Annotated in this window: 11 protein-coding genes; 6 read left to right on the top strand and 5 right to left on the bottom strand. The window is 71.9% G+C overall.

Features of this window, described 5'->3' with window-relative positions:
* Nucleotides 1–16: 16 nt before the first annotated feature.
* The 4 genes from IPZ69_RS36145 to IPZ69_RS36130 all read right to left on the bottom strand — a co-directional run bounded on the left by IPZ69_RS36145 (nucleotide 17) and on the right by IPZ69_RS36130 (nucleotide 6,199).
* Entirely contained in the window at nucleotides 17–1,687 is a 1,671-nt protein-coding gene (locus IPZ69_RS36145) for a penicillin-binding transpeptidase domain-containing protein (RefSeq protein WP_235458930.1), read from the bottom strand.
* A 114-nt stretch (nucleotides 1,688–1,801) separates the two neighbouring features.
* Nucleotides 1,802–3,424 (bottom strand): penicillin-binding transpeptidase domain-containing protein, encoded by a 1,623-nt coding sequence (locus tag IPZ69_RS36140; RefSeq protein ID WP_235458929.1) that lies wholly within the window; start codon nucleotides 3,422–3,424, stop codon nucleotides 1,802–1,804.
* Between the two features lie 193 nt (nucleotides 3,425–3,617).
* Nucleotides 3,618–4,277 carry an NADPH-dependent FMN reductase gene (locus tag IPZ69_RS36135; RefSeq protein ID WP_235458928.1) on the bottom strand — a complete coding sequence of 220 codons (660 nt, stop codon included), beginning with the start codon at nucleotides 4,275–4,277 and terminating at the stop codon, nucleotides 3,618–3,620.
* 182 nt (nucleotides 4,278–4,459) lie between these two features.
* Nucleotides 4,460–6,199 (bottom strand): dolichyl-phosphate-mannose--protein mannosyltransferase, encoded by a 1,740-nt coding sequence (locus tag IPZ69_RS36130; protein ID WP_235458927.1) that lies wholly within the window; start codon nucleotides 6,197–6,199, stop codon nucleotides 4,460–4,462.
* A 181-nt stretch (nucleotides 6,200–6,380) separates the two neighbouring features.
* Here IPZ69_RS36130 and rsmI point away from each other — a divergent pair, with 181 nt between their 5' ends.
* From rsmI to IPZ69_RS36100, 6 genes are all read left to right on the top strand, one after another.
* Nucleotides 6,381–7,238 (top strand): 16S rRNA (cytidine(1402)-2'-O)-methyltransferase, encoded by an 858-nt coding sequence (rsmI, locus tag IPZ69_RS36125; RefSeq protein WP_235458926.1) that lies wholly within the window; start codon nucleotides 6,381–6,383, stop codon nucleotides 7,236–7,238.
* A 672-nt stretch (nucleotides 7,239–7,910) separates the two neighbouring features.
* The gene (locus IPZ69_RS36120; protein ID WP_235458925.1) at nucleotides 7,911–8,324 is read left to right on the top strand and encodes a hypothetical protein; all 414 of its coding nucleotides are present in this window, start codon (nucleotides 7,911–7,913) and stop codon (nucleotides 8,322–8,324) included.
* Nucleotides 8,325–8,371: 47 nt separating this feature from the next.
* The gene (locus IPZ69_RS36115; RefSeq protein ID WP_235458924.1) at nucleotides 8,372–9,250 is read left to right on the top strand and encodes a TatD family hydrolase; all 879 of its coding nucleotides are present in this window, start codon (nucleotides 8,372–8,374) and stop codon (nucleotides 9,248–9,250) included.
* A 157-nt stretch (nucleotides 9,251–9,407) separates the two neighbouring features.
* The gene (locus IPZ69_RS36110; RefSeq protein ID WP_235458923.1) at nucleotides 9,408–10,835 is read left to right on the top strand and encodes a resuscitation-promoting factor; all 1,428 of its coding nucleotides are present in this window, start codon (nucleotides 9,408–9,410) and stop codon (nucleotides 10,833–10,835) included.
* A gap of 50 nt (nucleotides 10,836–10,885) precedes the next feature.
* Nucleotides 10,886–11,755 (top strand): 16S rRNA (adenine(1518)-N(6)/adenine(1519)-N(6))-dimethyltransferase RsmA, encoded by an 870-nt coding sequence (gene rsmA, locus IPZ69_RS36105; protein WP_235458922.1) that lies wholly within the window; start codon nucleotides 10,886–10,888, stop codon nucleotides 11,753–11,755.
* On the top strand, nucleotides 11,752–12,645 hold the full coding sequence (locus IPZ69_RS36100) for a 4-(cytidine 5'-diphospho)-2-C-methyl-D-erythritol kinase (RefSeq protein ID WP_235458921.1): 894 nt from the start codon (nucleotides 11,752–11,754) through the stop codon (nucleotides 12,643–12,645). Before rsmA ends, IPZ69_RS36100 begins: the two co-directional genes overlap by 4 nt.
* 5 nt (nucleotides 12,646–12,650) lie before the next feature.
* Here the strand turns inward: IPZ69_RS36100 and IPZ69_RS36095 are convergent, their stop codons facing one another.
* The gene (locus IPZ69_RS36095) at nucleotides 12,651–13,253 is read right to left on the bottom strand and encodes a Uma2 family endonuclease (protein ID WP_235458920.1); all 603 of its coding nucleotides are present in this window, start codon (nucleotides 13,251–13,253) and stop codon (nucleotides 12,651–12,653) included.
* Nucleotides 13,254–13,281 lie beyond the last annotated feature (28 nt).

The following is a 13,281-nucleotide window of genomic DNA, read 5'->3' as shown; positions in this document are numbered from 1 at the left end:
TCGCCGGCGGGCCGGCTCAGCCGCCCAGCTTGAGCAGCGCCGCCACGATCGGCCCCGCCGTGTCTCCGCCGTGTCCGCCCGCCTGGACCACACCAGCGGCCGCGAGGTCGCCCCGGTACGCGGTGAACCAGCCGTTGGGCTTCTTCTGGCCGTCGACCTCCGCCGAGCCGGTCTTGGCGCCGTAGTCGGGGCCGAGACCGGACATGGCCTCGGCCGCCGTGCCGTACGTGGCCGTGTAGTTCAACAGGTCGCGCAGTTGCGCGAGCGTGGACGCGGACATCTTGCGGGACGCGGTGGCCGTCGTGCGGTGGTCCACCGAGGGGGAGACCAGGTAGGGCTGGTGGAAGACGCCCGCCTTGACCGTCGAGGCGACCGACGCCATGTTCAGCGGGTTCATCCGCACCCCGCCCTGGCCGATCAGGGAGGCCGCCATCTGGGCCGCCGACTGCACCGGCACCGCGCCGTCGAAGGTCGGCACGCCGACCGCCCAGTTGTTCATGGACAGGCCGAAGACCTGCTGGGCCTGCCGGGTCAGGTCGGCGTCGTGGAGCTCCTTCGCCTGGCTGATGAAGGCGGTGTTGCAGGAGCGGGCGAAGCTGGCCTTGAAGGTGCCGCCCTTGATCTCGAAGTCGTCGTCGTTGTGGAAGGTCCAGCCGCCGTACTTCACGGTCTTGGGGCAGGGGTGCGGCTCGTCCGCGGACGCCAGGTGCTTCTCGATCAGCAGCGACGAGGTGATGACCTTCATCGTGGAGCCGGGCGCCAGGGAGCCCTGGAAGGCGGTGTTGAAGCCGTGGCTGGCGTTCGCCACGGCGAGGATCTCGCCGGTCGAGGGGCGCATCACCACGACCGAGGACCGTGCCTTCTTGCCCACCTGCTTCTCGGCGGCCGCCTGGAGGGTCGGGCTCAGCGTCGTCCTCACCGTGCCCGGGGTGCCCTTGCTCAGCTCCACGAGCGTCTTGTCGGACAGCTTGTCCGCGGTCGACTTCTTGCCGCGGACCACGCGCAGCTCGACGCCGGCCTTGCCGCCCGCCTTCTTGCCGTACTTCTCGCGCAGCCCGTCGAGGACCGTCCCCAGGGACGGGTACTTGGCGGCCGTCAGCTCCGCGCCGGCGCGGTCCAGCGCCTTGATCGGCGGGGTGCCGGACTCGCCGGTGACCAGCTTGTCGCCGTCCTTCAGATCGGGGTGGACGACCGAGGCGTGCCAGCCGACCACCGGCTTGCCGTCACGGGCGCCGCGCACGACGGTGACCGCGCTGTCGTACGTCAGCGGCTTGCTGACGCCGTTGTAGGACACCGTCGCCTTGACGGAGAAGGGGAGCTGATCACCCTTGCGGGTGCCGGGGGTGAGCGTGACGTCCTTGACGCGGGCGTCCTTGGTGTAGCCGGTGAGCTGGGAGGCGGCGGCGGTGGAGTCGTCGGTCGCGGCGGCGGCCTGGGTGACCTGGCCGCGCTGCCACGCCGTGAGGAAGCGCTCGGCGGTCGTACGGACCTCGGTCGCGGACAGCGGGCCGGTCTTGACCTTCTTGTGGCCGACCGAGGACGACTGTGCGTCGGCCGTTGCCCCGCCGCCGTACAGGGCGTAGACGCCGAAACCGGCACCGCCGACCACGACGGCGATCACTCCGCCGATGACGGCCGGCCCCGGCCGGTTCTTCCGTCTCTCGTCGACACGCCTTCTCTTGCCCACCTGTCCTGTTCCTCCGCGTTTTCCCCAGGGTCTGTGTCGTCTATGTAGCCCTCGTAGCCTCCATGCTCCTCAACGACGCCCCCCACCCTAGAGTCCCGACCTGTCCGGGTGACGTCAGCCGCCTGTCCGTAGCACAGCTGCGACAATCGGCCCGGCCGCGTCGACGCCGTGTCCGCCGTCCTGGGTCATGGCGGCCGCGGCGATGTCGTTGCGGTAGCCGGTGAACCAACTGTTGGACCTGGTCTGCCCGTCGACCTCGGCGGAGCCCGTCTTCGCGCCGACCCTGCCGCTCAGGCCGGACATCACACCGGCCGCGGTGCCGCTGGTCGCGGTGCGGTTCATCATCGCGCGCAGCTGCTGGACCGTACCCGCCGACAGGCCACGGGCGTGTGCCGGTTCGCGGCCGTCCAGGCGCAGCGGGACGACGACCGGCTGCCGGAAGGTGCCCGTCATCGCGGTCGCCGTCACCGACGCCATGTTCAGCGGGCTCATCTGGACCTGGCCCTGCCCGATCAGGTTGGCGGCGGTGTCCGGGCCGCCGGACGCGGGGACCCTGCCGTCGAAGGAGGGGATGCCGACCTTCCAGTCGTTCCGCCCGAGCCCGAACCGCTCCTGGGCCTCCCGGGTGAGCGAGTCCACCTTCACCTCGTCCGCGAACTTCACGAACGCCGTGTTGCAGGAGCGGGCGAAGCTGTCGGAGAGGGTGGCGTGCTCGTCGGGGGCCAGGCCCTTGAGGTTGCTGAAGGTCTGGCTCTGCCAGGTCGCGGTCGGCGGGCAGGGGGCCGGGCGGTCGGCCGCGGTGATCCCGTTGTCGATGAGGGTCGCGGCGCTGACGATCTTCATCGTGGAGCCGGGGGCGAGCTCGCCGAGGAAGGCCGCGTTGAAGCCGTCGGCACGGTGGTTGGCGACGGCCAGCACCTCACCGGTGCTCGGCTTGACGGCCACCACCGAGGACTCGGCGTACTTGAGCACCGCCGTCTCGGCCGCCGCCTGCGCGCCGGCGCTCAGTGTCGTGGGGAGCCGGCCCGCCTTGCCCTTGACGAGGGTCAGCAGGGAGGTGTCCGCCTGCTCGGCGTCCTCGTGCCGGATCGCCAGCTCGATCCCGGGCGTGCCGCCGGCCTTCTCGCCGTACCGCTTGCGCAGCTCGTCCAGGAGGGGGCCGAGGGACGGATACCGGTCCTTCGTCAGCACCTTCCCGTCGCGGTCCACGGCCTCGACGGGCGGGTCCGCGGACTCGCCGGTGACGAGTGTGTCGCCCTTGCGCAGCTGGGGGTGCACGACGGAGGGCTGCCAGTCGACGAGCGCGCGATGCGTGGTCCGGCCGCGCACCACGGTCAGGCGGCTCTTGTAGGCGAGCGGCTCGGACTTGCCGTCGTAGGACACCGTCGCCGCGACCGTGAAGGGCACGGTGGTGCCGGTCGCCGTCCCTGGCGTGATGCGCACCTTGGTGATGTGCGCGTCCGTGCCGTACGCCGTCAGCAGGGGACCGGCCTCGGCCGCGTTGTTCGTGTACGACGCCGCGGTCGTCGCCCGCCCCTTCTCCCAGGCGGCGAAGAACTTCCCCGTCGTCTCCTTCACCTCGTCACCGCTGGGCGGCCCGGTCCTCACGGCGGCGGCCCCGCCGCCGGTCCCCGGGTCGTGCAGCGCGGACAGGATGTTGTACGCCCCGTATCCGGCCCCGCCCACCATCACCACGAACACCCCGCCGACTATGGCGGTCCTGACCCCCTTGCGCATGGCGCGATCCCTCTCCCCGTGTAGGCCTGCCGCCCTTTGTGAACGCGTTCAAAAGCAGGTCGCGGGTCGCACTGTATGCGCTTTCATGACTGCCGGGGGCCGGAGTTGTCGATTGTTGTCCGAACGGAGATCAGAACCGTGACGGCAGAGACGGCCGCGCCGGTGTGAAGGTCCCGGCTCGAACGTCCCGGTGTCAGGCCTCGGCGCGCTGGGTGATGGCCGCCTCGGTGCGGTCACCGAGGAACTCGTACCACCGGCGTTCCAGGCAGACGTAGCGGACGTCCGCCTCGACCAGACTGAGGAATCCCGACACGGTCTCGGTGAGGCGTTCCTGCAGTCCCCGGTCGGCCAGCGTTCCGTCTTCGGCGAAGGCCTGATAGCTGTCGGGCAGGCTGAACATGTCCGGGTAGACGCGGGTGCCCAGGTGTTCCAGGGGGATCCTCAGGGCCCACAGCCCACGGTTCCCGCCGACGAGGGACGGCGATGCCGAGACGAGCATCGCGTGCTTGGTCTTGAACGGCTGCGGCCGGACCCGGGAGACCCAGTCGATGGCGTTCTTCAGCACGCCCGGCACGGAGGCGTTGTACTCCGGCGAGGAGATGACGACGGCGTCGCTGCTCTCAAGCCGCTCGCGCAGCGCGAGGGCGCCGGGCGGCAGCCCTTCGGCGGTCTCCATGTCGCCGTCGTACAAAGGCATGTCGAAGTCGCGCATGGCGGCGAGGTCGACGGTGGCACCGGTGTCGGAGATGAGCCGGGCCACGAGAGAAGCGAGACGCGCGTTGGCCGAATCGGCCCGCAGCGCCGCACCGAAGACAAGAAACCGCAACGGTCCGGGAGACGTGTCCGGGGTCATGGTCCCGCCCTTCCGTCGTAACTACGCGCCACCGTCCGGGGCGCCCCACAGACCAGTGTGATTCGGAGAGGGCGGCCGTGCGACCGACGCAGCCTTCACCAGTCGGCCAGGGGAGGGGTAGTACGGCAGCAGGCGGGTGACGGCCGCCTGCTGCTCTCGGTCCTCGGGGGGCGGCTGCCCGGCTAGACCCAGGTATCCAGCCACATCCTCGACCGCCAGCTGTCGATGGGGATCGCCGTCCCCGTGTACAGCGGCCAGAAGTAGATGAAGTTCCAGCTGATCAGGAGGACCAGGACGCCGGCGCCCGCGGCGCCGATGACGCGGCGGGTGTCCGTGGAGCCCGGGGGGCCGATGATCGCGCCGATCAGCATGGCCACCGCCAGGCAGAGGAACGGTACGAAGACGACCGCGTAGAAGAGGAAGATCGTGCGCTCCTGGTACAGGAACCAGGGCAGGTAGCCGGCCGCGATCCCGCAGGCGATGGCGCCCGCGCGCCAGTCGCGGCGGAAGAACCAGCGCCACAGGACGTACAGGATCGCGACGCAGGCCGTCCACCACAGCAGCGGCGTGCCGAGGGCGAGGACCTCCCGGGCGCACTTCTGGCCCGCGTCGGCGGGGCAGCCGTCCGAGCCGGGGGAGGGGGACTCGTAGAAGTACGAGACCGGGCGGCCCAGGACGATCCAGCTCCACGGGTTCGACTGGTACGTGTGCGGGGACGACAGGCCGACGTGGAACTTGTACACCTCGTGCTCGTAGTGCCACAGGCTGCGCACCCAGTCCGGCAGGAAGGCCCAGCTGCCGCCCTTGCCGTCGGTGGCCGCCCAGTTGCGGAAGTAGCCGCCGGTGCCGTCGGTCGGGGAGAGGATCCAGCCGATCCAGGAGGTCAGGTACACGGCGATCGCCACCGGGACCGTCGCCACGAACGTGATGCCCGTGTCGTGCTTGAGGACCGCCGTGTACGGGCGCCGGGCGCCGGCCACCTTGCGGGCGCCGACGTCCCAGAGCAGCGCCATCACGCAGAACGCGGCCAGGATGTACAGGCCGTTCCACTTGGTGCCGATGGCGAGGCCGAGCAGCAGACCGGCCGCCCAGCGCCACGGCCGCCAGCCCAGCTGGAGGGTGTCGCCGATGTACGCGTCGGGGCGGACGCGGCCGTCCGGGTCGGTGGGCAGCGCGGCGGCGAGCCGCTCCCTGGCCTTGTCCCGGTCGATGACCAGGCAGCCGAAGGCCGCCAGCACGAAGAACATCAGCACGCCGTCGAGCAGCGAGGTCCGGCTCATCACGAAGTGCAGGCCGTCCACCGCCATCAGCGCGCCCGCCAGACAGCCCAGGAACGTGGAGCGGAACATACGGCGCCCGATCCGGCACAGCAGCAGCACGCTGAGCGTGCCCAGCAGCGCCGTCATGAACCGCCAGCCGAACGGATTGAACCCGAAGATCAGTTCGCCGAGCCCGATGACGTACTTGCCGACGGGCGGGTGCACGACGTACGCCGCGTCCGTCGGGATGCCGATGTACCCCGCCTTCTGCAGGATCAGATCGTTGGCGTTCTTGTCCCAGTTGACCTCGAAGCCGCGGTGGACGAGCGCCCAGGCGTCCTTGGCGTAGTACGTCTCGTCGAATATCACCGCCTTCGGGCTGCCCAGGTTCCAGAACCGCATCAGGCCCGCCATCAGCGTCACCAGCAGCGGACCGCCCCAGCCAGACCAGCGGGTGATCCGCTCGGCCGGCGTCTTCGGCACGCCCAGCGCCAGCCACAGGCGGGGGCTGGGCTCGGTGTACGGCGGCACGAGCCGGTCGCGGACGTCGACTCTCGGCCCCGCCGTGTAGCCGAAGCGGCGCAGCCGCTGCTGCCACGTCGGCCGCTCGTCGTGCGGGGCCAGGCCATGCCGGGTGTCCGTCGAGGACGCGGTACTGGTCACCGCGCCATCGTAGGGAACCCTTCTGTGTGAGTCCCGTGCATGGGCCGTACCGGTTGCGGTGCGTTGGCCTCCGGCGGGAGGACGGGGGCGCTGACGTGGGGCGGGGCCCGGGGGTGCGGCCTGGGCGGTGCCCGTGACCGCGGGTGCGTTCGGGTGTCCGCGGCCCTGGGAGGATGGGGGTGTGACTGGAACCCTTGTTTTGGCGGGCACCCCCATCGGCGACATCGCGGACGCGCCGCCCCGGCTCGCCCGGGAGCTGGAGGGCGCGGACGTGGTCGCCGCCGAGGACACGCGGCGGCTGCGTCGGCTGACGCAGGCGCTGGGCGTCACGCCCAAGGGGCGGGTGGTGTCGTACTTCGAGGGCAACGAGTCCGCCCGCACGCCCGAGCTGGTCGAGGAACTGCTGGGCGGCGCGCGCGTGCTCCTCGTCACGGACGCCGGGATGCCGTCGGTGTCCGACCCCGGCTATCGGCTGGTCGCCGCGGCCGTCGAGAAGGACGTCCATGTCACGGCCGTCCCCGGACCGTCCGCCGTACTCACCGCGCTCGCCCTGTCGGGGCTGCCGGTCGACCGGTTCTGCTTCGAGGGGTTCCTGCCGCGCAAGGCCGGCGAACGGCTGTCCCGGCTGCGCGAGGTCGCCGAGGAGCGGCGCACGCTCGTCTACTTCGAGGCGCCGCACCGGCTCGACGACACCCTCGCCGCGATGGCCGAGGTGTTCGGCGCGGAGCGGCGCGCCGCCGTCTGCCGTGAGCTGACCAAGACGTACGAGGAGGTACGGCGCGGACCGCTCGCCGAGCTGGCGGCCTGGGCGGCCGAGGGGGTACGCGGTGAGATCACCGTCGTCGTCGAGGGCGCCCCCGAGCGCGGTCCCGAGGAGCTCGACGCCGAGGAACTCGTGCGCCGGGTGCGGGTGCGCGAGGAGGCGGGGGAGCGCCGCAAGGAGGCGATCGCGGCGGTGGCCGCGGAGGCCGGTCTCCCCAAGCGCGAGGTGTTCGACGCGGTGGTGGCGGCGAAGAAGGCGGGCGACGCCGGCCGCTGAGCGGTTCGTGAACGCGAACGCCGGGGCGCACGTGGCTGGGGCGCGCGAGGCTGGGGGCGCGCGTGGCCGGGTCGGGTGGGACTTGGGCGCGGCGCACGTGGCCGGGGCGCGCTCGGCCGCGTCGCATGTGGCCGGGTCGCACGTGGCTGAGGCGCTCCCGACCAGGTCGCCGCGGCCGCCGGGTAGCCGCGCAGCCAGGTCGTGCGCAGCCCGGTCGTGTACAGCCGGCTGAGGCGCGCGTGACGCGAGTAGGCACACTCGGCGGTCGCCCCGCGCCGGGCCTCGCGCGCCGGATGCGTACGGCGAACGGGTGGCGTGGTGGGCTGTGCTCGGTGAGCCGGTGTGCGCTGTTGTTCGAGTGGGGCGTGTGACGGTCGGGCACGCGCCCCTGGCCCCTGGACTTGCCCTCTGAGCAGCAGGCTTCTCCCATGAGCACATGCCCCATGGGAGGGCAAAGGGGCGTTGTGCAAGGCAAAGCCCAGACCCGGTGCCCGGGGCCGCTTTGGCAAGGAAGGTCCAAATCGCCTCCAACACTCGACAGGCCGGATGCATTCGCGCCGGTGGAGGCGTCCACTGGTCGAAGGGACGCACCCGTCCCTCGCCCCCAAAGGGATTCCGGGGGGAATCCCCGTACCGGGGGCGCTTGTCCAGCGGACAAGAGGAGCAGTTGGCATGAGTGAGATCCCAGGGCAGACCGGCCTCCGCGGCGGGGCGACAGCCGTCGTACACGAGTCCTATTCCTTCGCCTGCATGCGCTGCGGGCACGGCTGGGAGCAGTCGTACGAGATAGAGCACCACACGGACGCCGACGGCCAGGAGTTCGTCATATACGTGGCGAACGGCCAGATCGTCCCGTCCCCGCTGAGCCGGCCCGAGTGCCACAACTGCGACGGCCACGTCGTACGGATCATGCGGCCGGGGCAGGTCTCGTCGGTGCTCAGCGCGGCGCGACGGCAGCACGGCCCGGCGCCGCAGACCGCACCGGCCGAGGGGTCGGAGGCGACGGAGGCACCGGCGCAGGCCAAGGGACATCACCACTGGCATCTGTCCGATCTCCTGCATCCGTTCCACCGCAGGGCGAGCTGAGCGGATCGCCGGCGTTCGCGGGCATCCTCCTTTCGTAGGATCGGGGCATGCCTTCGAACGCCGACAAGAACGCGGCACCGCCCCTCCCGGAGCCCCTCCGGGTGCCGGTCGCCGACTCCCACACCCACCTCGACATGCAGTCCGGCACGGTGGAGGAAGGCCTCGCGAAGGCCGCGTCGGTGGGAGTGACGACCGTCGTCCAGGTCGGCTGCGACATCAAGGGCTCGCGGTGGGCCGCCGAGACCGCGGCGGCGTACGACAGCGTCCACGCGACCGTCGCCCTGCACCCCAACGAGGCCCCGCGCATCGTCCACGGGGACCCCGACGGCTGGTCGAGGCAGGGCGCGCGCGAGCCGGGCGGCGACGCGGCCCTCGACGAGGCGCTGGCCGAGATGGACAGGCTGGCCGGGCTGCCCCAGGTCAAGGGCGTCGGCGAGACCGGGCTCGACTACTTCCGCACCGGACCCGAGGGCAAGGCCGCCCAGGAGAGGTCCTTCCGCGGGCACATCGAGATCGCCAAGCGGCACGGCAAGGCGCTGGTCATCCACGACCGGGACGCCCACGCCGACGTGCTGCGCGTGCTCAAGGAGGAGGGCGCCCCCGAGCGCACCGTCTTCCACTGCTACTCGGGAGACGCCGAGATGGCCGAGGTGTGCGCCCGCGAGGGCTACTACATGTCCTTCGCCGGCAACGTCACCTTCAAGAACGCCCAGAACCTGCGCGACGCCCTGGTCGTCGCCCCGCTGGAACTGGTCCTCGTGGAGACCGACGCGCCCTTCCTCACCCCGGCGCCCTACCGCGGACGGCCCAACGCCCCGTATCTCATTCCGGTCACGGTGCGCGCGATGGCCGCCGTGCGCGGCATCGACGAGGACGCGCTGGCCACGGCCCTGGGGGCGAACACGGCCCGCGCCTTCGATTACTGAACGTATTCGATCCGTAACTGATGGATAACGCTCACGCGGGCCGAGCCTGAGGCTCGTGGCGACGGTGCGTAGTCGTGCCGTTTTGGAGAGTGACGGACGCTCCGCTAGGTTCTGGTGGCCCGATCCGGACCCCTCTGGCTCTCTGGAGCGTGTCGGCGTGAGCAACTCGCAGTACGAGACGTACGAGATGTACGGAACGCACGGCCCGAGCTGGGGCTGGGTGCCCGAACCGCCGCTACCGGCGTACGGCGCCCACCGCGCCCCCCACGACGTGCACACCGCGGACACGGTGCCGTACGGCGTGAACCGGCCGACGGAGCACGAGGACACGTACCGCCCCGCCTACGAGACGCGTCGGCGCACGGCCACCGAGCCGGTGCTGCCACGTCAGGCGGGCGGCGAGCCCGAGGGCGCGGCGTGGGCGCCCGGTGCGCGCTCCGGCCTCGGCAGGCGTGCCGGGCGTCGGCGCAGGGCGCGGTTCGGTGAGCGCCCGGAGAATGCCGTGCGCCGCCTGCTGCCGCAGGCGCTCGTCGTCGCCTTCCTCGCCGGCGGCACCACCGCGTTCGTCGCCAAGGACAAGGCGATCGAGCTGAGCGTCGACGGGAAGCCGCGTACCCTGCACACCTTCGCCGACGACGTGACCGAGCTGCTCACCGAGGAAGGCCTGAAGGTCGGCGCGCACGACGTGGTCGCGCCCGCCCCCGGTGCGGCCCTCGCCAGCGGCGACGAGATCGCGGTGCACCACGGCCGCCCCGTCCGGCTCACCCTCGACGGTCACCGGCGCGAGGTGTGGACGACGGCGCGCACCGTGGACGAGGCCCTCCAGCAGTGGGGGGTGCGGGCCGAGGGTGCCTACCTGTCGACCTCGCGCTCCCTGCCCATCGGACGCGCCGGACTCGCACTCGACGTACGCACCGAGCGCGCCGTCACGATCATGGCGGACGGCCGGTCCCGCACCATCCGCACCAACGCGGCCACCGTCGGCGAGGCGATCGAGGAGGCCGGGATCACCCTGCACGGCCAGGACACCACCTCCGTCTCGCCCGCCAGCTTCCCGCGCGACGGACAGACGGTCACCGTGCTGCGGGTGGTCGGCAAGAAGGAGGTCCGCGAGGAGCTGATCCCCTTCGCCGTGACGCGGACCGAGGACCCCACGCTGTTCCGGGGCACGGAGGTCGTCGAGCGGCCCGGGCAGCAGGGGCTGCGACGGGTCACCTACCTCATGCGGACCGTCAACGGCGTCCGGCAGAAGCCGCACCGGGAGACGTCCGAGGTGGTGCGGCAGCCGCGGACGCAGCTGGTGCAGGTGGGCACGAAACCGCACCCCGACTCGACGAAGGGCGCCGACCACCTGGACTGGCACGGTCTCGCGGTCTGCGAGTCCGGCGCGCGGCCCCACGCGGTGGACGCGTCGGGGACGTACGGGGGCCTCTACCAGTTCGACGCGCACACCTGGCACAGCCTCGGCGGTCGCGGGCGCCCGCAGGACGCGCCCTCGGCCGAGCAGACCTACCGGGCCAAGAAGCTGTACCTGCGGCGGGGCGCGAGCCCGTGGCCGCACTGCGGGGACCGTTTGCAGGGGTGAGCGCCGGGCGCCCGGCGAGGGGGCCCGTCATGGCCCCGTACCCTTGTCCCGTGAGCAGCCCCACCCCCGACGCCCTCCTGGGCCCCGCCGACATCCGCGAACTCGCGGCAGCGCTGGGCGTGCGTCCCACCAAGCAGCGCGGCCAGAACTTCGTGATCGACGCCAACACGGTCCGCCGCATCGTCCGCACCGCGGAGGTCCGCCCCGACGACGTGGTCGTCGAGGTCGGCCCGGGGCTCGGCTCCCTCACCCTCGCGCTGCTGGAGGCCGCCGACCGGGTCACCGCCGTCGAGATCGACGACGTGCTGGCCGGCGCGCTGCCCGCGACGGTCGCCGCCCGCATGCCGCAGCGCGCCGACCGGTTCGCGCTGGTGCACTCCGACGCGATGCACGTCGCCGAGCTGCCCGGCCCCGCACCGACCGCGCTGGTCGCGAACCTGCCCTACAACGTGGCCGTGCCGGTGCTGCTGCACATGCTCGACACCTTCCCGAGCATCGAGCGGACGCTGGTGATGGTGCAGGCCGAGGTCGCCGACCGGCTCGCCGCCCCGCCCGGCTCCAAGGTGTACGGCGTGCCCTCGGTCAAGGCGAACTGGTACGCCGACGTGAAGCGGGCCGGTGCCATCGGCCGCAACGTCTTCTGGCCCGCGCCGAACGTCGACAGCGGGCTCGTCTCCCTCGTCCGGCGGGCCGAGCCGATCAAGACCACGGCCGCCAAGCGGGAGGTCTTCGCGGTGGTCGACGCGGCGTTCGCCCAGCGCCGCAAGACGCTGCGCGCGGCGCTCGCCGGCTGGGCCGGATCGGCCGCGGCCGCCGAGGCGGCCCTCGTCGCCGCCGGCGTCTCGCCGCAGGCGCGCGGGGAGTCGCTGACGGTGGAGGAGTTCGCCCGGATCGCCGAGCACAGGGAGTCCGACAAGTGAGCGTCACGGTACGGGTCCCGGCCAAGGTCAACGTCCAGCTCGCCGTGGGTGCCGCGCGGCCGGACGGGTTCCACGACCTGGCCAACGTCTTCCTCGCGGTCGGCCTGTACGACGAGGTCACCGTGACGCCGGCGGACGAGCTGCGCGTCACCTGCGAGGGGCCGGACGCCGCGCAGGTCCCGCTGGACCGTACGAACCTCGCGGCGCGCGCGGCCCTCGCCCTCGCCGAGCGCCGGGGCATCGAGCCCGCGGTGCACATCCACATCGCCAAGGACATCCCGGTCGCCGGCGGCATGGCGGGCGGCAGCGCGGACGGCGCGGGCGCGCTGCTCGCCTGCGACCGGCTGTGGGGTGCGGGCGCCTCGCGTGCCGAACTCCTCGCCATCTGCGCCGAGTTGGGCAGCGACGTGCCCTTCAGCCTGGTGGGCGGGGCGGCCCTGGGCACCGGGCGCGGGGAGCAGCTGACGGCTCTGGAGGTCGGCGGGACCTTCCACTGGGTGTTCGCGATGGCCGACCGCGGGCTGTCGACCCCGGCGGTCTTCCGCGAGTTCGACCGGCTCGCGCAGGGGCGGGACATTCCGGAACCGGTGGCATCGCCGGACCTCCTTGAGGCGCTCGCCAAGGGCGACCCGGACGCGCTGGCGGCGGCCGTCTCCAACGACCTTCAGCCCGCCGCGCTGTCCCTCTTCCCGGAACTGGCCGACCCGCTGGAGGCGGGACGCGGGGCCGGTGCGCTCGCCACGTTGGTCTCCGGGTCGGGGCCGACGACGGCGTTCCTCGCGCGTGATGCCGAGTCGGCGGAGAAGGTGGCTCGGGCGCTTCGGGGGTCGGGGACGTGTCGGTCGGTGCGGATTGCCGCGGGGCCGGTGGCGGGAGCGACGGTGCTCTGAGGGGCTCAGCGCTCGCCGATGGTCAGATCGATGTCGATGGGGTACGGCTTGTCGACCTTGATGCGGTCGCGGTACAGGCCCATGTGCACGTAGGAATTGGTGAGTGGGTCGAGCTCATAAACATGGATGACGGGCCCGCTGGTGGTTCCGTTTTCCTCGACGCGCCAGAAGTTGGGGATCCCCGCGGCGGCGTACTTCTGCGGTTTGGTCGTACGGTCGCGGGATTCGGAGTCGGGGGAGACGACCTCCACAGCGAGCAGGACGTCCTCCGCCTGAAATCTGGTCTGGTCCAGCCCGGTGACCGCGCCGGCTCGGACCACGCTCACATCGGGTTCGGGGCCGTTGCGGTTGTCGAGGATGACAGTCATCTCCCGTTCAACACTGAACTCCGGGTCCAGAGAGCTGCGCAGGCCGGTGACCAACAGGTCGATCACAAGGAAATGGAAGCGGCGCTGCGGACTCACGAAAACCAGACTCCCGTCGATCAGCTCGGTGTGAGGCGGGAGATCCGGCAGCGTGAACAGGTCGTCCACGGTGTAGCCGTCCGGGGGTGGCACCGGCCAGCGGCGGCGCTCTACGGACTCGGCGGCGGTCATGGTTCCTCCCATGGACGGGATCCTGCTGCCTGTCCTCCAC

Source organism: Streptomyces olivochromogenes (assembly GCF_021538895.1).
Classification (GTDB): domain Bacteria; phylum Actinomycetota; class Actinomycetes; order Streptomycetales; family Streptomycetaceae; genus Streptomyces; species Streptomyces olivochromogenes_A.
Note: the sequence above shows the minus strand (reverse complement) of the source record. Positions and strands in the feature narration are given on the sequence as shown.